A 16,859-nucleotide genomic window follows, 5' to 3' on the forward strand; every position below is an offset into this window, starting at 1 on the left:
GGCGCCGGCACCGTCGAGGTGCTGCAGGACGGCTTCGGCTTCCTGCGCTCGTCGGATTCGAACTACCTGCCGGGTCCGGCCGACCCTCGATTCTCGCTCGACGTTTTCCGGCCGAAACAATTTTGTTAGCTGGTTAACGATAGATTGTCGGCGTCCGGGACGTCGCTCCCATGCCCGAACAGACCACCCTCTTCGCGCCCGCCACCGGTACTGGCCGGTCGGCCGTCGGCGTCATCCGCATCAGCGGGCCGGCCTCGGCCGCGGTGATCCGCTCCCTCGCCGGTCCCCTCCCCGCCCCCCGCCGCCTATCCCTCCGCACCCTGCGCGCGCCCGACGGCACGCAGCTCGACCAGGCCCTCGTCGCCTGGATGCCGGCGCCCGCGAGCTTCACCGGCGAGGACATGGTGGAACTCCACCTGCATGGCGGCGTCGCGGTCCGCGGCGCGGTCCTGCGGGCGCTGGCCGAGATTCCCGGCTGCCGGCCGGCCGAGCCCGGAGCCTTCACCCGCCGCGCCTTCCTCAATGGCCGCTTGGACCTCACCGAGGCGGAGGGGATCGCCGACCTGATCGATGCCGAGACAGAGGCGCAGCGGCGCCAGGCCCTGCGCCAGCTCGACGGCGCGCTCGGCAAGACCGTGGCCGACTGGCGCCATCGCCTGGTCGATCTGCTCGCCGGCGCGGAAGCGGCCCTGGATTTCTCGGACGAGGGCGACGTCGACGACGCGGCCCTGGACGCCACCCTGGCCGACGAGGCGCGGACGATCCGGGACGAGGTCTCGGCGGTGCTCGCCGATGCCCGGCGCGGCGAGCGCCTGCGCGACGGCTTCACCGTCGTCCTCGCCGGACCGCCCAATGCCGGCAAATCGACCCTGCTGAACGCGCTGAGTCGGCGGGAGGCGGCCATCGTCTCCCCGACGCCCGGGACGACGCGCGACGTCATCGAAATCCGCTGCGATCTCAGTGGCCTGCCGGTGATCCTCGTCGACACGGCGGGCCTGCGGGACGCGGGCGATGCCATCGAGGCGGAAGGCATCCGCCGGACGCATATGCGCATGGAGCAGGCCGACCTCGTCGTCCTCCTGGAAGGTCCGGAGGGGGAAGCGGGCGTGGACATGCCGGCGCTCGACGGGCCGGTCCTGCGCGTCCGCAGCAAGCACGACCTCGATCCGGCTGGAGCCGTCCCGGACACCCAGATCGGCATTTCCGCGTTGACGGGGGCGGGGCTCGATCGGCTGATGGCGGCGATCGAGGCGCGGGCGGCTGAGGCCGTGGGAAGCGGCGATGCCCTCATCACGCGCGAGCGTCACCGGCTCGGACTGACCCGCTGCCGCGAGCATCTCGACCGGCTTCTGGCCGGCGCGGCCTTGCCCGAGCTCGCCGCCGAGGACCTGCGGCTCGCCGTGCGGGCTCTCGGAGAGGTGGCCGGGCATGTGGGCGTCGAGGAAATGCTGGACCGGCTGTTCTCCGGTTTCTGCATCGGCAAGTGAGCGAGCCATTCGGCGCGCTGTGACCGTGGGGGCACGAGGCTCTGGTTTCACGTGAAAACCACGCTGCGGCGCATCCATGCGTTGACCATCCGCGCACCAGCCGCTTAATCGATCCCATGCATCCCATCCCTGATTCCCACGACGTCATCGTCGTCGGCGGAGGCCATGCCGGCGTCGAGGCCGCGGCCGCCGCCGCACGGATCGGAGCCCGCACGGTCCTCGTCACTCATCGGGCCGCCACCATCGGAGCAATGTCCTGCAACCCGGCGATCGGGGGCCTGGGCAAGGGGCACCTCGTGCGCGAGGTCGATGCCCTGGACGGGTTGATGGGCCGCGCCGCCGATGCCGCCGGGATCCAGTTCCGCCTGCTGAACCGGCGCAAGGGTCCGGCCGTGCGTGGCCCGCGCACCCAGGCCGACCGCAAGCTCTATGCCCACGCCATGCAGGCGGCCATCGCTGAGACCGCGAACCTGCGCGTGATCGAGGGGGAGGTGGCCGACCTCGCCCTCACCCAGGGGCGCGTCTCCGGCGTCATCTTCGCCGATGGGCGCACGCTCCCCTGTGCCGCCGTCGTCCTGACCACCGGCACCTTCCTGCGCGGCCTGATCCATATCGGCGAGACCCAGATCCCGGCCGGCCGTGTCGGCGAGGCCCCGTCCGTGGGCCTGGCCCAGACCCTCGACCGCGCCGGTTTCGCCCTCGGCCGCCTCAAGACCGGGACCCCGGCCCGCCTCGACGGGCGCACCATCGACTGGTCCGGCCTGGAGATGCAGTCGGCCGACGACGATCCGGTGCCGTTCTCGACCCTCACGGAGCGGATCACTACCCCGCAGATCCAATGCGGCATCACCCGCACGACCCAGGCGGTGCACGATCTCATCCGCGCCAACCTGCACCGCTCGCCGATGTATTCCGGCGGCATCGCCAGCCGCGGCCCGCGCTACTGTCCGTCCATCGAGGACAAGGTGGTGCGCTTCGGCGACCGGGAAGGCCACCAGATCTTCCTCGAACCCGAGGGGCTCGACGACCCGACGATCTACCCCAACGGCATCTCCACCGCGCTCCCCGAGAGCGTCCAGCGCGACGTCATCGCCCTGATTCCCGGCCTGGAGCGCGCCGCCATCCTGCGGCCGGGCTACGCCATCGAATACGACTACGTCGATCCCCGCGAGCTCGACGCCACCCTCCAGGCCAAGCGCCTGCCGGGTCTGTTCCTGGCCGGCCAGATCAACGGCACCACGGGCTACGAGGAGGCGGCGGGGCAGGGGCTGGTGGCCGGCATCAACGCGGCACGCCTCGCCGGCGGCTCGGCGCTCACCACCTTCGACCGGGCCGAGTCCTATCTCGGCGTGATGATCGACGACCTCGTCACCCATGGGGTGAGCGAGCCCTACCGGATGTTCACCTCGCGCTCGGAGTACCGGCTCTCCCTGCGCATCGACAATGCCGACGAGCGCCTGACGCCGAAGGGTGCGGCCCTCGGCTGCGTCGGGCAAGAGCGGGCTGCCCATTTCGCCGCGGCGCAGACGGCGCTCGACACCACGCGCGCCCGGCTCGACAGCCTGAGCCTGACCCCGAACCAAGCGCGGGCCGCCGGCATCGAGCTCAACCAGGACGGCATCCGCCGCTCCGCCTTCCAGCTCCTGTCCTACCCCGACATTGACTGGGCGCGCCTCTGCGCGGTCTGGCCGGAACTGTCTCCGGTCCCGCCCCGCGTGGCCGAGCGGCTCTGCACGGACGCGACCTACGCCGTCTATCTCGACCGGCAGCAGGCGGACATCGCCGCCTTCCGCCGCGACGAGGCGGTCGCCCTGCCGATCCGCCTGGATTATGCCGGCATCCCCGGGCTTTCGAACGAGATGCGTCTGAAGCTCGAAGCCGTACGCCCGGGGACGCTGGGCCAGGCGGCACGGATCGAGGGCGTGACGCCGGCCGCCCTCACCCTCCTGGCCGCCCATGCCCGCCGGGCCGAGCGCGGGGCCGGCCATGGCCTCTGATCGCGACCGCGATCGTGTCCTGGCCGCCGCGGGTGTTTCACGTGAAACAGCGCGGCGCCTCGACCTCTATGTCGAGCAGCTGCGGCGCTGGCAGAACGTGAAGAACCTCGTCGGGCCTGCGACCCTCTCCGAGGTCTGGACCCGCCACATCGCCGATGCGCTCCAGCTCCTGGAGATCGCCCCGGAGGCGGAGACCTGGCTCGACCTCGGGGCCGGGGCCGGTCTGCCCGGCCTCGTCCTCGCCATCGCGGGTCACGCGCGCCCCCGGTTTCAGGTCGATCTCGTGGAGAGCAACGCGCGCAAATGCGCCTTCCTCACCGAGACCGCCCGCCTCACCGGCGCACCGGCGAAAGTCCACAACGCCCGGATCGAGGGGGTCATCGACGCCCATCGCGGCGTCGCGGTGGTCTGCGCCCGGGCGCTCGCGCCTCTCGGCCAACTGCTCGCCTGGGCGGAGCCGCTGTTGACAACCGGCACGGTCGGCCTGTTTCCGAAAGGACGGGATGTCCAATCGGAATTGACCGAGGCCGCGCAACGGTGGAGATTCGTTTACGATCTCGTGCCGAGCCGAACCGAGTCGGAAGCGCGGATCGTCCGCGTCACGGCCCTATCTCGCGTGGATTCATGACAAGCGATCCGACTCCCGTACCGACGACCGGAGGCAATCCGGAGCGGCCGCTGCGCATCCTGGCCCTCGCCAACCAGAAGGGTGGCGTCGGCAAGACGACGACCGCGATCAACCTCGGCACGGCTCTGGCCGCCATCGGCGAGAGCGTCCTGGTGATCGATCTCGATCCGCAGGGCAACGCCTCGACGGGCCTGGGCATCGACCGCCGCCAGCGCAAGGTCTCGACCTACCACGTGCTGGCGGGCGAGGCGTCCCTGGGCCAGGCCTGCATCCCGACGGCGGTGCCGCGCCTGATGGTGGCGCCCTCGACCATGGACCTCCTCGGCCTGGAGATGGAGATGGCGAGCGCGCCCGACCGGGCCCACCGCCTGCGCAACGTCCTGAAGGGCGTCGGCGAATCCGGTGCCACGGCGGGTGTCACCTACGTGCTGATCGACTGCCCGCCCTCGCTCAACCTCCTCACCATCAACGCCCTGGCCGCCTCCGACGCGGTGCTGGTGCCCCTGCAATGCGAGTTCTTCGCCCTGGAGGGCCTCAGCCAGTTGCTGCGCACGGTCGAGCAGGTGCGCGGCGCGCTCAATCCGCGCCTGACCATCCAGGGCATCGTCCTGACCATGTTCGATCCGCGCAACAACCTCTCGGCGCAGGTGGTGGCCGATGTGCGCAGCTTCATGGGCGAGAAGGTCTACGAGACCATGATCCCGCGCAACGTGCGCGTGTCCGAGGCGCCCTCGCACGGCAAGCCCGTGCTGCTCTACGATCTCAAATGCGCGGGCTCGCAGGCCTATCTGCGCCTCGCCTCCGAGATCATCCAGCGCGAGGGGCGCCTGCCCGTCGCCGCGTGACGATGCGGGGGCGTCCTGCCCCCACTGTGTGACGAGCGTTTTCCAAGGTTCGGAGTTGAAGCAGGTGGCGATGGCGGATGATGTGGTGCGGCCCCGGCTCGGGCGCGGCCTCGCGGCCCTGATCGGCGATTTCGGCGACGACAACGCGGAGGCGAACAAGTCTCAGGCGCAGCGCAAGGTTGCAGTCGAATTCCTGCGCCCGAACCCGCGCAATCCGCGCCGCCGCTTCAACGAGACGGATCTCGATGAGCTGTCGGCCTCGATCAAGCTGCGTGGCATCATCCAGCCGATCGTGGTCCGGGCCATGCCCGGCGTGCCCGACACCTACGAGATCGTGGCGGGCGAACGCCGCTGGCGCGCGGCCCAGCGGGCGGGGCTCCACGAGGTGCCGGTGGTCACCGTGGAGATCGACGACCGGACCTCGCTGGAATTCGCCATCCTGGAAAACGTCCAGCGCACCGACCTCAACGCCATCGAGGAGGCCGCCGGCTACGAGCGGCTGATGAGCGAGTTCCAGTACAGCCAGAGCGAGCTCGCCGAGATCCTCGGCAAGAGCCGGAGCCACCTCGCCAACACCCTGCGCCTGCTCCAGCTCGCTCCGGCCATCCAGGACCGGGTCGTGGCCGGCGAGATCACGGCCGGCCATGCCCGTGCCCTGCTGGCCGTGCGCGATGCCGAGGGCGTCGCCCGCCGGATCGTGGAGGAGGGCCTGTCGGTCCGCGAGGTCGAGGCGCTGGCCTCCGCCGAGGTGCCCGAGGGCGATGGCCCCCGCCCCGGCCGGCCCCGTCGCGCGGCCGAGAAGGACGCCGAGATCCGGACCCTGGAACAGGCCATGGCCCGGGCGCTGGGCATGAACGTGGCGGTGAAGTCCAAGGTGGCGGGCGCGGGCGAGATCCGCATCCGCTACGAGACCGCCGCCGAGCTCGAGGCCCTGTGCCGGCGCTTCAACCTCGGGCAGGCGGAGGCCTGACGGCCTGACCCCTATCGCCGCCGGGCGGCCTCGGTGGCGATGCGCAGGAGCGTGCTCGATGCGTGGGCGTGGGCCAGGTCCGGGTTCGCGCGGCGGCAGGCGAGCACGGAATCCTGCAGCAGCTGGATCGCGTGCCGCAGGGCCGGGGGCGACCAGCGGGCGAGCTGCGTCTCGACCAGCGCCTTGCGCCGGAAATGCAGGCCGCGCCAGTTGGCCACCATCACACCGGCGCTCTGCCCTTCCCCCGCGAGCCGCGTGGCCAGCAGCGTCAGGGCGTGCCGCAGGGCCGAGCCGAGCATGACGGAGGGGTCCATGCCTTCGTGGCGGAAGCGCCGGTAGTCGCGCTCGACCTCGCCGCTGCGCCCGGCGAAGGCGGCGTCGATCAGCGTGTTGAGCACGCTGCCGGCGACATCGCTGACCACCGCCTCGACATCGTCGAGGCTGACGCTTCCCTGGCCTCGCGCGTAGAGGGCGAGCTTCTCGATCTCCGACAGGCTGGCGCCCCTGTCGCCGCCGAGGCTGGTGGCGAGGACGTCCCGGGCTTCGCGGGCGATGCGCAGGCCCTGGTCCTGCAGGGTGCGGTCGATGAGGTCGCCGAGCGCCCGTTCGTCGTCCGGGTAGCAGGGCAGGGCGAGGGCCTTCGGGGATTTCTCGCAGAGGGTCCGCAGGGGCGCGCTCTTGCTGAGGTCGCCGCCCTCCACCACGATGCGGGCGTTCTGGATCTCGGCCTTGAGCGCGGCCTCCACGGCGGGGGCGTAGTTGCGGCTCCCGGAGCGGACCCAGATCGTGCGGGTGCCGCCGAACAGCCCGACGGTGCCGGCTTCGTCCACGAGGCGGCCGGGATCCTGGGCCAGCACGTCGCCATCGATCTTCACCAGGGCGAAGGGATCGCTCGGATCGCTGACGAAGGCTTCCGCCAGCGCCTTGGCGCGGGTGAAGACGAGGCCCGTATCCGGCCCGTAGACGAGCAGGATGGCGATGCGCGGGTCGGGCCCGCGCCGGATCAGGCCGTCGACGTCGCTGGCCTTGACGGCGGTCACGGGGCGGTCCGGCTCAGGGCTTGGTCACCAGCACGGAGGCGATGCGGGTCTTGATCTGCTCGGCCAGGACCTTGGCGAGGCGGATCTCGGCGTCGCGGGCGGCCCGCAGGCTGGCGAAGCGCTGGATCGAGCGGTCGTAGGTGGCGGTCGAGGTCGCCACGCCCTCGCTGATGATCTTCGTGCCGCTGAGGTCTTCCAGGGCGTACTTCACCGTTCCCACGATGGTGCCGGCCTCGGCGCGGCCGGTCTGCGAGGACACGATCGGGGTCTGCACCGACTCGCTGCCCTGCATCTTCAGGCGGTAGCGCTTGGTCGAGGGCTGGCCCGAGCCGTCGAGACCGAAGATGAGCTCGCTGCGCAGGTAATGGCCCAGGCGCTCCTGGCCCTGCGCCATCGCCACGTCGTCGACCTGGACGGAGGCGAGGAGGGCGGCCATCGGCTCGCCCGAGGCGGTGGGGCCGTAGAGGGGGCGGAAGCAGGCCGACAGGTTGAGCGCCAGGGCGGCGACGGCGGCGACCCGCACGGCCCGGCCGACCGTGCCGGCCACCGCTGCCCGAACCGCCCCTGCCCCGTTTGCCAAGCGCATCATGCCCGCCGCCGTCCCGCTGTCTCGTCCCGCCCGTCTGTACGGCGAACCGAGGTCCGACGACAGCCTATTCGGCGCAAGCTTTACGTTTCCTATCCGGCAGGATCGTGGTCGCCGGATCGTGTGTCTCAGACCACGAGATTCACGATCCGGCCCGGGACCACGATGACCTTCTTCGGGCTGCGTCCTTCCAGGGCACGCTGCACCGCCTCGTCGGCGAGCACCAGGGCCTGAACCGCCGCGACGTCGGCGCTGCGGGGCACGGTGACGTCCGCGCGCTTCTTGCCGTTGAGCTGGACGGGGAGGGTGACGCTGTCCTCCACCAGGAGCGCCCGGTCGACCTCCGGCCAGGCCGCCTGCGCCACCAGGCCGTCGCGGCCCAGCGCCCGCCAGCATTCCTCGGCGAGGTGCGGCATCATCGGGGCGATGAGCTGGGTCAGGATCCCGGCCGCGTCCCCGGCGACATTCCGCGAGACGCCGCCCCGCATCGCCTCGTCGAGGGCATTGGCCAGGGTGTAGATATGCGCCACGCAGCGGTTGAAGCGCAGGCGCTCCACATCCTCCTCCACGGCGGCCAGGGCCTTGTGGGCGGCCTTGCGCAGGGCGGCGTCACCCGCGCCCTCCGCCGTCTCCACGGCACTCGCCAGGGAGACGAGGCGCCAGACCCGCTGGACGAAGCGGGCCGCGCCCTGCACGCCGTCCTCGGTCCAGATCACGTCGCGCTCGGGCGGCGAGTCCGAGAGCATGAACCAGCGCGCGGTGTCGGCACCGTAGCTGGCGATGATGTCGTCCGGGTCGACGACGTTCTTCTTCGACTTCGACATCTTCTCGATGGCGCCGATGGTGATCGGCTCCGCCGTTTTCACGTGAAACGCTTCGCGCGTCCCGGATTCGGCCGAGATCCGGATGTCGGCGGGTGGCACCCAGGCCCCGGCACCGTCCTTGTAGGTCTCGTGAACGACCATGCCCTGCGTGAACAGGCCGTCGAACGGCTCGGAGACCCCCGACCAGTCGGTGGCCTTCATCGCCCGCATGAAGAAGCGGGCATAGAGCAGGTGCAGGATCGCGTGCTCGATGCCGCCGATATACTGGTCGACCGCGAGCCACTGGTCGACCGCCTTGCGGTCGGTGGGCGCGTCCTGCAGCCAGGGCGCGGTGAAGCGGGCATAGTACCAGGACGAATCCACGAAGGTGTCCATGGTGTCGGTCTCGCGCCGCGCCGGCTGCCCGCAGGTGGGGCAGGGGACGTTGCGCCAGGCGTGGTCCCGCTCCAGCGGGTTGCCGGGCACGTCGAAGGAGACCGCGTCGGGGAGCTTCACCGGCAGGTCGGCCACCGGGACCGGGACGGGGCCGCAGGCCTCGCAATGGATGATCGGGATGGGGCAGCCCCAATAGCGCTGGCGCGAGACGCCCCAGTCGCGCAGGCGGAACTGCACCTTGCGCTGCGCCACCGGCTCCCCGTCGAGGATCTCGGCCTCCAGGCGGTTGGCCACCGCGTGGAAGGCCTCGTCGGTGGTCATGTCGTCGAGGAAGCGCGAATGGATCATCCGGCCGTCGCCGTCATAGGCGGTGTCGGTGATGACGAAGCCGCCGGCATCCTGGTCCTCCGGACAGACCACGGGCGTGTTGCCGAGCCCGTACTTGTTGGAAAAGTCGAGGTCGCGCTGGTCGTGGGCCGGGCAGCCGAAGACGGCGCCGGTGCCGTAATCCATGAGCACGAAGTTCGCGACGTAGACCGGCAGCAGCCAGGACGGGTCGAGCGGATGGCGGACCTTCAGGCCGGTGTCGAAACCGAGCTTCTCCGCCGTGTCGATGGCCGCCTGGGCCGTGCCCGTGCGCCGGCATTCCTCGATGAAGGCCTGGAGGGCCGGGTGGGCCGGGGCCAGGGCCGCCGCGATCGGGTGGTCGGCGGCGATGGCCAGGAACTTCGCCCCGAACAGGGTGTCGGGCCGCGTGGTGTAGACCTTCACCTCGGGTTCGACATGAGCGGGCGGCGCCGCCAGGGCGAAGCGGACCTCGAGACCCTCCGAGCGGCCGATCCAGTTCTTCTGCATCACCCGGACCTTCTCGGGCCAGCGCTCCAGGCCGTCGAGGGCGTCGTAGAGGTCCTGGGCGAAGTCGGTGATCTTGAAGAACCACTGGGTCAGCTCGCGCTGCTCGACCAGGGCGCCCGAGCGCCAGCCGCGCCCGTCGATCACCTGCTCGTTGGCCAGCACGGTGTGATCCACCGGGTCCCAGTTCACCTTGGCCGTGCGGCGCGTCACCAGCCCCTTGGACAGGAAGTCGAGGAACATGCGCTGCTGGTGCTTGTAGTAGTCGGGGTCGCAGGTCGCGATCTCCCGGCTCCAGTCGAGCGACAGGCCCATGCTCTGGAGCTGCCCGCGCATCGTCGCGATGTTGGCGTAGGTCCAGTCGCGCGGGTTGACCTTGCGCTCCATGGCGGCGTTCTCGGCCGGCAGGCCGAAGGCGTCCCAGCCCATCGGATGCAGCACGTTGAATCCGCGCGCCCGCTTGTAGCGCGCCACCACGTCGCCCATGGCGTAGTTGCGCACGTGGCCCATGTGGATGCGCCCCGACGGGTAGGGGAACATCTCCAGCACGTAGTATTTCGGACGGCCGTCGTCGTTCTTCGTGGCGTAGATGCCCGCCTCGGTCCAGGCCTGCTGCCAGCGCGGCTCGGTCTCCTTGGCGTTGTAGCGCTCGGGAGCGGGTTTGGGGGCGGGGGTGGTCGTCATGGGCCGGGCGCCGGGGTTCTGAGGGTGAGGGGCGGCCCGCGCGGCGCGAGCCTGCCCTGAGAGGCTGGGGGTCGGACTACCACGGAGAGGGGAGGGGTCAACACGGGCGGCGCGGGTCGAATGCGGGAGCCTCGTCCCGCCCTCCGCGTTCCCTCGCCGAACCGTGCCCCGATACGCACCCCCGTGCTCGCGGGCCGCGTGCTGAGGCTCCCCTGCTCGCGGCTCCCCTGCTCGCGGAGCCCTTGCGGCCCCCGTCCGGAATGGTAGTCCCCGGGGCGAGCGCTTCACCGAACGCATCCCACCGAGGCAGCATGGCCGACACGACCTCCGACGCCGTCCCGACGCCCCCGAACGCCGCCGACGTCGTGGCCGGGCTGGCGGCGGTGCGCCACCAGATCGCCCAGGCGGCGGCGGATGCCGAGCGCGATCCCGCCGCGGTCGCCCTGGTGGCGGTCTCGAAGACGATCCCCGCCGAGGGCATCCTGCCTGCGCTGGAGGCCGGGCAGCGCCTGTTCGGCGAGAACTACGTGCAGGAATCGAAGGCCAAGTGGCCCGCCCTCCGCGAACGCTACCCGGATGTCGAGCTCCACCTCGTCGGCCCGCTGCAATCCAACAAGGCCCGGGAGGCGGTCGAGCTGTTCGACGTCATCCATGGCCTCGACCGGCTCTCCCTGGCCGCGGCCCTGGCCAAGGAGATCGAGCGGGCGGGGCGGGCGCCGAAGCTCCTGATCCAGGTCAATACCGGCGACGAGCCGCAGAAGGGCGGCGTCGCGCCGGCCCAGGTCGACACGCTCCTCTCCGAATGCCGCGAGACGCACGGCCTCGCGATCCAGGGGCTGATGTGCATCCCGCCGGCGGAAGCCCCGCCTTCACCGCACTTCGCCCTGCTGGCCCGCATCGCCGAGCGCCACAACCTGCCGATCCTCTCGATGGGCATGAGCGCCGACTATCCCGCCGCCATCCAGATGGGGGCGACGCATGTCCGGGTCGGCACCGCGATCTTCGGCGCGCGCCCGCGCAAGGGATAGGACCCCGCTCACACCCGCCGCACCACCCGTGCCAGGGCGGCGCGGAGGTCGGACGCCGCCTCCACGCCGTAGCGCGCCTCGAACCCCTCCTGTGCCACGCGCCAGAGGGGTTCGGCCTCGGCGATGCGCCCGTGGCCGGCCTCGGTGAGGTGGAGCGCGCGGGTGCGCCCGTTCGGCCCCGGCCCGATGGCGAGGAGGCCGTCGCGCTCCAGGGGCTTGAGCGCCCGTCCCATGGTGGTGCGGTCCATCGCCATGGCATCGGCGAAGGCGTTGATCGCGATCGGTCCGAGCCGGCGCAGGCCCACCAGCATCGAATATTGCGAGGTTCGCAGGCCCACCGCCGCCAGGTGGCGGTCGTAGAACTGCGTCACCTGCCGGGCGCCCTGGCGGATCGCGTTGCAGTGGCAGAGCCCGACAGGGGCTGGAGGTTCGTCCATCGGTCCGTTCCCGCGATCGAGGCGCTCGCGATCCTGGCCCTTGTCTAAAGCGTGCATATGCGCCTATGCAAGTCCGGCACTCGCACAGCGAGGCTTCGGAGACGTGCCATGGCCACCGACCCCACCCTGCGGCTCTCCGATGCCGTCGCGAGCGGCCTCGCCCGCCGCGGCATCCATTACGGCTGGTCCGTCGCCGCCGTGACCTTCCTGACCATGCTGGTGACGGCGGGCGCGGTCGGAGCCCCGGGTGTCCTGATCCTGCCGCTCCAGAAGGAGTTCGGCTGGGACACGGCGACGATCGGCTCGGCGCTCGCCGTGCGCCTCGTCCTGTTCGGCCTGATGGGTCCCTTCGCGGCCGCCCTGATGAATCGCTACGGCCCGCGCCGGATCGTGCTCATGGCCCTCGCGCTCATCGCCGGCGGCCTCCTCGCGTCCCTCGGGATGACCCGGGTCTGGCAGCTCGTCCTGCTCTGGGGCGTGGTGGTCGGCATCGGCACGGGGCTGACCGCCCTGGTGCTGGGCGCCACGGTGGCGACGCGCTGGTTCTCGCGGTCGCGCGGTCTCGTCGTCGGCCTGCTCACCGCCAGTTCCGCCACGGGGCAGCTCGTCGTCCTGCCGCTGCTCGCGGCTCTCACCGAGGCCCTGGGCTGGCGCGCGGCGGTCCTGGTGATCTGCGCGCTGCTCCTCACGGCGGGCCTCGGCGTCGTCGCCCTGATGCGCGACCGCCCGGAGGATCTCGGGCTGGCGCCCTACGGCGAGACGCGGCCGCCCGCCGCTCCGGCTGCTTCGACCGCGCCGGGGCCGAGCGCCGGTGGCGCCCTCTCGGCCCTGCGCGAGGCCGCCGGCACCCGCGTGTTCTGGGTGCTGTTCGCCACGTTCTTCATCTGCGGGGCCAGCACCAACGGGCTGATCCAGACCCATTTCATCCCCCTCTGCGCCGATTACGGCATCGGGCCGGTGCAGGGCGCCAGCGTGCTCGCGGCGATGGGCGTGTTCGACTTCGTCGGCACCGTCGCGTCGGGCTGGCTCTCCGACCGCTACGACAACCGCTGGCTCCTGTTCTGGTACTACGGCCTGCGCGGCCTCTCGCTGATGTTCCTGCCGTTCTCGGACTTCTCCTTCGTGGGCCTGTCGCTGTTCGCGGTGTTCTACGGCCTCGACTGGATCGCCACGGTGCCGCCGACCGTGCGCCTGACCGCGGCGCGGTTCGGGCGCGAGCGCGCCAACCTGGTCTTCGGCTGGGTCTTCGCCGGCCACCAGCTCGGCGCGGCGACGATCGCCTACGGGGCCGGCCTCTCGCGCGCGGAGCTCGCGACCTACCTGCCGGCCTTCTTCGCCGCCGGGGCCCTCTGCCTCGCGGCCGCGCTGCTGATCCTCACTTTGGGCCGGCCGGCCGCGCCGGGTGTCCCCGCGGCCACACCGGCCCGCGCCTGAGCCGCGCAGCGGCCCGCTTGCCCGGGCTCTGGTCCGGATGATGCTAGAGGGGCGGCACCGATGTCCCGCCCAGGTTCCCCTTCGAATCGCTCCGTGGCCGTCGGTCCGCCCAACCCGGGCGGGCCGGCGGCCCTTGCGCGCCGCAAGCCCGGATCTGCCCGGAAAAGCAGCAAATCTCTGGAAATGTCAGGGAGGGACCAGGGCGCGACCCTCCAGGCCCTGGACCTTCCGGCCAAGGTCTCGGCACTGTCCGACACAGCACCGCCACATTCACGGGCGCTCGCCCGCACCTTCGCCACGGGCGCTCGCCCGGATACCCGATCACAGGGGACGACGACGCGATGAACTACAACTGGAACTGGGGCATCTTCCTCGAACCGTCCCCGGAAGGGACGGGCACCTACGCCGACATGCTGCTCTCGGGCCTCATGTGGACGGTGGTGACGGCGCTCTGCGCCTGGGTGATCGCCTTCTTCCTCGGCTCGGTCATCGGCGTCATGCGCACCCTGCCCTCGAAGCTCGCCAACGCCATCGGCACGACCTACGTCGAGCTGTTCCGCAACATCCCGCTCCTGGTGCAGATGTTCCTCTGGTACTTCGTGCTGCCGGAGGTGCTGCCGGAAGCCTGGGGCGGCTGGATCAAGCAGCTGCCGAACGCCCCGTTCTACACGGCGGTGGTGTGCCTCGGGTTCTTCACCGCCTCCCGCGTCGCCGAGCAGGTGCGCGCGGGCATCCAGGCCCTGCCGCGCGGGCAGAAGATGGCCGGCACCGCCATGGGCCTGACCGTCTACCAGACCTACCGCTACGTGCTCCTGCCCAGCGCCTACCGGATGATCCTGCCGCCGCTGACCTCGGAATTCCTGAACAACCTCAAGAACACCTCGGTCGCCCTCACCATCGGCCTGCTCGAGCTCACCGCCCGCGCCCGCGCCATGCAGGAATTCTCGTTCCAAGTGTTCGAGGCCTTCACCGCCGCCACCGTGCTCTACGTCCTGATCAACGTCGTGGTGATCTTCGCCTCCGGCTGGATCGAGCGCCGCGTTGCCGTCCCGGGCCATCGCTGAGGGCACGCCCTCCGCATTCTCCTCCTCAAGGATTGCTCCTCCTCAAGGATTGCCGCGATGCTCGCGAATTTCGACTTCTCCGTCATCACCTCCGCGCTGCCGTACCTGTTCCTGGACGGCATGCGCTTCACCCTGACGCTCACGGCGCTCGCCGCCCTCGGTGGCATCGTGCTCGGCACGCTCATCGCCATGATGCGGCTCTCCAGCATTCCGGTGATTCCGCAGGTGGCCAAGGGCTACGTCAACCTGATGCGGTCGCTGCCGCTCGTGCTGGTGATCTTCTGGTTCTACTTCCTGGTGCCGTATCTCGGGCAGTGGGTGACCGGGGCCGACCGGCCGATGACGGTGGGCGCCTTCACCTCGTCGCTGGTGACCTTCACGCTGTTCGAGGCGGCCTACTTCTCCGAGATCATGCGCGCGGGCATCCAGTCGATCCCCAAGGGCCAGGCGGCGGCGGCCTCGGCCCTCGGCCTGACCTACTTCGCCTCGATGCGCAGCGTGATCCTGCCCCAGGTCTTCCGCAACATGACGCCGATCCTGCTGACCCAGACCATCGTCCTGTTCCAGGACACCTCGCTGGTCTACGTCCTTTCGGTCACCGACTTCCTCGGCGCGGCCTCGAAGATCGCCCAGCGCGACGGCCGCCTCGTGGAAATGTACCTGTTCGCGGCCGTGGTCTACTTCGCGGTCTGCTTCGTGGCCTCCATGGCGGTGCGCCACCTCCAGAAGAAGATCGCCATCATCCGCTGACGCTCCCTGCCGAGGCGTCGCCGCATCCCAGACGAGGATTTCCGCCATGACCACGTCGCTCAACACCGCCCAGGCCCCCGTGACCACGGGCCCGATGATCACCATGAAGTCCGTCAGCAAATGGTACGGGGACTTCCAGGTCCTCACCGACTGCACCACCGCCGTGAACAAGGGCGAGGTCGTGGTGGTGTGCGGCCCCTCGGGCTCCGGCAAGTCGACCCTGATCAAGTGCGTCAACGCCCTCGAGCCCTTCCAGAAGGGCGAGATCGTCGTCGACGGCACGCCGGTCCACAGCAAGAAGACCGACCTGCCGAAGCTGCGCGCCCGGGTCGGCATGGTGTTCCAGCACTTCGAGCTGTTTCCGCACCTCTCCATCACCGAGAACCTGACCCTGGCTCAGAGGAAGGTGCTCAAGCGCGACGAGGATTCCGCTCTCAAGACCGGGCTCGCCCTCCTCGACCGGGTCGGCCTCTCGGCCCATGCCAAGAAGTTCCCCGGCCAGCTCTCCGGCGGCCAGCAGCAGCGCGTGGCCATCGCCCGGGCGCTCGCCATGAACCCGGTGGTGATGCTGTTCGACGAGCCGACCTCGGCCCTCGACCCCGAGATGGTGGGCGAGGTGCTCGACGTCATGGTGCAGCTCGCCCGCGAGGGCATGACCATGATGTGCGTGACCCACGAGATGGGCTTCGCCCGCAAGGTCGCCAACCGGGTGATCTTCATGGACAAGGGCGAGATCGTCGAGGACGCCACCAAGGAGGACTTCTTCGCCAATGCCCGCTCCGAGCGGGCGCAGAACTTCCTCTCCAAGATTCTCGTGCACTGATTCTCGTGCACTGATCCGCGTTCCGGGATCCGTCCGCACGGATCCCGCCGCATCGAGGCGAACGGCCGCGAGAGCCGGTTCCGGTGAGACGGAACCGGCTCTCTGTCGTTGCAACTCCCGGTTCTTCGCCACGGTCCGACTCCCCCGAGGCGCGAAACGGTCTATGCCGGAAGGGCCGGAAGGGCCGGAATCGACCGGCGGGCGGCCTTCGCGACCCCGGGCAACGGGGCGGGGCGGGCACGCACCTTCAGGGAGAGACACGAACCATGCGGACACACACGACGACCACCCTGGCCGCGCTCGCCGCGGCCGGCCTGCTGTCCGGCCCGGCCCGGGCCGAGACACCGGCCTCCCTGAAAGGGCTCTGGAAGCTGGTCTCCTACGAGGTCGAGGCCCGGGCCGACGGCCGGACACGGCCGGTCATGGGCGAGCGCCCCACCGGTTTCGCCTACTTCACGCCGGACGACCGCGTGTTCTTCCTGCTCACCGGGGAGGACCGCAAGCCCGCCGAGACCGATGCCGAGCGCGCGGCCCTGATGAAGACCCTCGTCTCCTACACCGGCAAGGTCACGCTGACGGGCGACCAGTGGACCACGAAGCTCGACGCGGCCTGGGACCCGAAATGGGTCGGGACCGAGCAGACCCGCAGCTTCACCATCGCGGGCGACCGCCTGCGCGTGCTCACCCCCTGGCGGGTGATGCCGAACTGGGCCGACCAGGGCGAGACCCGCAGCATCGTCACCTTCGAGCGCGCCCGGGACTGAGGGACGCCCTCGCCCGGAGCCCGAGGCCCCGGGGCGGCGCCCGAGCCGAGGCTCCGGGCGCCGCTTCCCGGGCGCTCCCCACCGGGCCTAGACTGCCAAAGCCGGCCGGCCGCGTCCGGAAAGTCGGACAAAAAAATTGAAACCCGTAACAAACTTCGCAGACCAAAAACTTTCCGCTCTGCCGAAGCCATTGCCACATAAGACAAAAAGCGCTTGGTTGGCGTTGGCACGAACGCTGCTCAAGGGTGGCGAGTCAAAGAGCGGCCCGTGA

At 70.6% G+C, this 16,859-nt stretch carries 15 protein-coding genes and 1 pseudogene; 12 read left to right on the top strand and 4 right to left on the bottom strand.

From position 1 onward, the window contains the following. From AC0IWM_RS00005 to AC0IWM_RS00030, 6 genes and pseudogenes are all read left to right on the top strand, one after another. Positions 1 to 84 (top strand): annotated as a pseudogene (locus AC0IWM_RS00005) (hypothetical protein); the annotation flags it as partial. 86 nt (positions 85 to 170) lie between these two features. Continuing rightward, the gene (gene mnmE, locus AC0IWM_RS00010; RefSeq protein WP_471752494.1) at positions 171 to 1,487 is read left to right on the top strand and encodes a tRNA uridine-5-carboxymethylaminomethyl(34) synthesis GTPase MnmE; all 1,317 of its coding nucleotides are present in this window, start codon (positions 171 to 173) and stop codon (positions 1,485 to 1,487) included. Positions 1,488 to 1,603: 116 nt separating this feature from the next. Next, the gene (mnmG, locus tag AC0IWM_RS00015) at positions 1,604 to 3,484 is read left to right on the top strand and encodes a tRNA uridine-5-carboxymethylaminomethyl(34) synthesis enzyme MnmG (protein WP_471752495.1); all 1,881 of its coding nucleotides are present in this window, start codon (positions 1,604 to 1,606) and stop codon (positions 3,482 to 3,484) included. Next, a complete protein-coding gene (gene rsmG, locus AC0IWM_RS00020; RefSeq protein ID WP_471752496.1) occupies positions 3,474 to 4,112 on the top strand; it encodes a 16S rRNA (guanine(527)-N(7))-methyltransferase RsmG in 639 nt (212 codons plus the stop codon). Before mnmG ends, rsmG begins: the two co-directional genes overlap by 11 nt. Continuing rightward, a complete protein-coding gene (locus AC0IWM_RS00025; protein WP_471752497.1) occupies positions 4,109 to 4,957 on the top strand; it encodes a ParA family protein in 849 nt (282 codons plus the stop codon). Before rsmG ends, AC0IWM_RS00025 begins: the two co-directional genes overlap by 4 nt. A gap of 70 nt (positions 4,958 to 5,027) precedes the next feature. Beyond that, positions 5,028 to 5,927, top strand: a complete 900-nt coding sequence (locus AC0IWM_RS00030; protein WP_471752498.1) for a ParB/RepB/Spo0J family partition protein — start codon at positions 5,028 to 5,030, stop codon at positions 5,925 to 5,927. An 11-nt stretch (positions 5,928 to 5,938) separates the two neighbouring features. Here AC0IWM_RS00030 and holA read toward each other — a convergent pair whose 3' ends face one another. The 3 genes from holA to leuS all read right to left on the bottom strand — a co-directional run bounded on the left by holA (position 5,939) and on the right by leuS (position 10,288). Next, positions 5,939 to 6,967, bottom strand: coding sequence for a DNA polymerase III subunit delta (gene holA, locus AC0IWM_RS00035; protein WP_471752499.1), 1,029 nt, complete (start codon positions 6,965 to 6,967; stop codon positions 5,939 to 5,941). 13 nt (positions 6,968 to 6,980) lie between these two features. Then, positions 6,981 to 7,556, bottom strand: a complete 576-nt coding sequence (lptE, locus tag AC0IWM_RS00040) for an LPS assembly lipoprotein LptE (protein ID WP_471752500.1) — start codon at positions 7,554 to 7,556, stop codon at positions 6,981 to 6,983. A 125-nt stretch (positions 7,557 to 7,681) separates the two neighbouring features. Beyond that, on the bottom strand, positions 7,682 to 10,288 hold the full coding sequence (gene leuS, locus AC0IWM_RS00045; RefSeq protein ID WP_471752501.1) for a leucine--tRNA ligase: 2,607 nt from the start codon (positions 10,286 to 10,288) through the stop codon (positions 7,682 to 7,684). 311 nt (positions 10,289 to 10,599) lie between these two features. Between leuS and AC0IWM_RS00050 the strand changes: the two genes are divergently transcribed. Continuing rightward, positions 10,600 to 11,316, top strand: coding sequence for a YggS family pyridoxal phosphate-dependent enzyme (locus AC0IWM_RS00050; protein WP_471752502.1), 717 nt, complete (start codon positions 10,600 to 10,602; stop codon positions 11,314 to 11,316). Positions 11,317 to 11,324: 8 nt separating this feature from the next. Here AC0IWM_RS00050 and AC0IWM_RS00055 read toward each other — a convergent pair whose 3' ends face one another. Then, a complete protein-coding gene (locus tag AC0IWM_RS00055; protein ID WP_471752503.1) occupies positions 11,325 to 11,753 on the bottom strand; it encodes a MarR family winged helix-turn-helix transcriptional regulator in 429 nt (142 codons plus the stop codon). Positions 11,754 to 11,861: 108 nt separating this feature from the next. On the opposite strand from AC0IWM_RS00055, the gene AC0IWM_RS00060 reads away from it, so the two are divergent. The 5 genes from AC0IWM_RS00060 to AC0IWM_RS00080 all read left to right on the top strand — a co-directional run bounded on the left by AC0IWM_RS00060 (position 11,862) and on the right by AC0IWM_RS00080 (position 16,588). Further along, complete coding sequence (locus tag AC0IWM_RS00060) at positions 11,862 to 13,187, top strand: MFS transporter (RefSeq protein WP_471752504.1); 1,326 nt, start codon at positions 11,862 to 11,864, stop codon at positions 13,185 to 13,187. A 341-nt stretch (positions 13,188 to 13,528) separates the two neighbouring features. Next, entirely contained in the window at positions 13,529 to 14,251 is a 723-nt protein-coding gene (locus tag AC0IWM_RS00065; RefSeq protein ID WP_471752505.1) for an amino acid ABC transporter permease, read from the top strand. Positions 14,252 to 14,308: 57 nt separating this feature from the next. Beyond that, a complete protein-coding gene (locus AC0IWM_RS00070) occupies positions 14,309 to 15,001 on the top strand; it encodes an amino acid ABC transporter permease (RefSeq protein WP_447677645.1) in 693 nt (230 codons plus the stop codon). Positions 15,002 to 15,095: 94 nt separating this feature from the next. Beyond that, the gene (locus tag AC0IWM_RS00075; RefSeq protein ID WP_471753077.1) at positions 15,096 to 15,824 is read left to right on the top strand and encodes an amino acid ABC transporter ATP-binding protein; all 729 of its coding nucleotides are present in this window, start codon (positions 15,096 to 15,098) and stop codon (positions 15,822 to 15,824) included. 266 nt (positions 15,825 to 16,090) lie between these two features. Further along, the gene (locus AC0IWM_RS00080) at positions 16,091 to 16,588 is read left to right on the top strand and encodes a lipocalin-like domain-containing protein (protein ID WP_471752506.1); all 498 of its coding nucleotides are present in this window, start codon (positions 16,091 to 16,093) and stop codon (positions 16,586 to 16,588) included. Positions 16,589 to 16,859 lie beyond the last annotated feature (271 nt).

The sequence above is a fragment of the Methylobacterium sp. AC433 genome, from assembly GCF_979253015.1.

What these genes read in the sequence shown, in the direction of transcription:
- lptE (WP_471752500.1), bottom strand. Translation starts at nt 7,556, where the DNA reads ATGATGCGCTTGGCAAACGGGGCAGGGGCGGTTCGGGCAGCGGTGGCC.
- mnmE (WP_471752494.1), top strand. Translation starts at nt 171, where the DNA reads ATGCCCGAACAGACCACCCTCTTCGCGCCCGCCACCGGTACTGGCCGG.
- AC0IWM_RS00050 (WP_471752502.1), top strand. Translation starts at nt 10,600, where the DNA reads ATGGCCGACACGACCTCCGACGCCGTCCCGACGCCCCCGAACGCCGCC.
- AC0IWM_RS00065 (WP_471752505.1), top strand. Translation starts at nt 13,529, where the DNA reads ATGAACTACAACTGGAACTGGGGCATCTTCCTCGAACCGTCCCCGGAA.
- AC0IWM_RS00025 (WP_471752497.1), top strand. Translation starts at nt 4,109, where the DNA reads ATGACAAGCGATCCGACTCCCGTACCGACGACCGGAGGCAATCCGGAG.
- AC0IWM_RS00030 (WP_471752498.1), top strand. Translation starts at nt 5,028, where the DNA reads ATGGCGGATGATGTGGTGCGGCCCCGGCTCGGGCGCGGCCTCGCGGCC.
- AC0IWM_RS00080 (WP_471752506.1), top strand. Translation starts at nt 16,091, where the DNA reads ATGCGGACACACACGACGACCACCCTGGCCGCGCTCGCCGCGGCCGGC.
- AC0IWM_RS00055 (WP_471752503.1), bottom strand. Translation starts at nt 11,753, where the DNA reads ATGGACGAACCTCCAGCCCCTGTCGGGCTCTGCCACTGCAACGCGATC.
- rsmG (WP_471752496.1), top strand. Translation starts at nt 3,474, where the DNA reads ATGGCCTCTGATCGCGACCGCGATCGTGTCCTGGCCGCCGCGGGTGTT.
- leuS (WP_471752501.1), bottom strand. Translation starts at nt 10,288, where the DNA reads ATGACGACCACCCCCGCCCCCAAACCCGCTCCCGAGCGCTACAACGCC.
- mnmG (WP_471752495.1), top strand. Translation starts at nt 1,604, where the DNA reads ATGCATCCCATCCCTGATTCCCACGACGTCATCGTCGTCGGCGGAGGC.
- AC0IWM_RS00060 (WP_471752504.1), top strand. Translation starts at nt 11,862, where the DNA reads ATGGCCACCGACCCCACCCTGCGGCTCTCCGATGCCGTCGCGAGCGGC.
- AC0IWM_RS00075 (WP_471753077.1), top strand. Translation starts at nt 15,096, where the DNA reads ATGATCACCATGAAGTCCGTCAGCAAATGGTACGGGGACTTCCAGGTC.
- AC0IWM_RS00070 (WP_447677645.1), top strand. Translation starts at nt 14,309, where the DNA reads ATGCTCGCGAATTTCGACTTCTCCGTCATCACCTCCGCGCTGCCGTAC.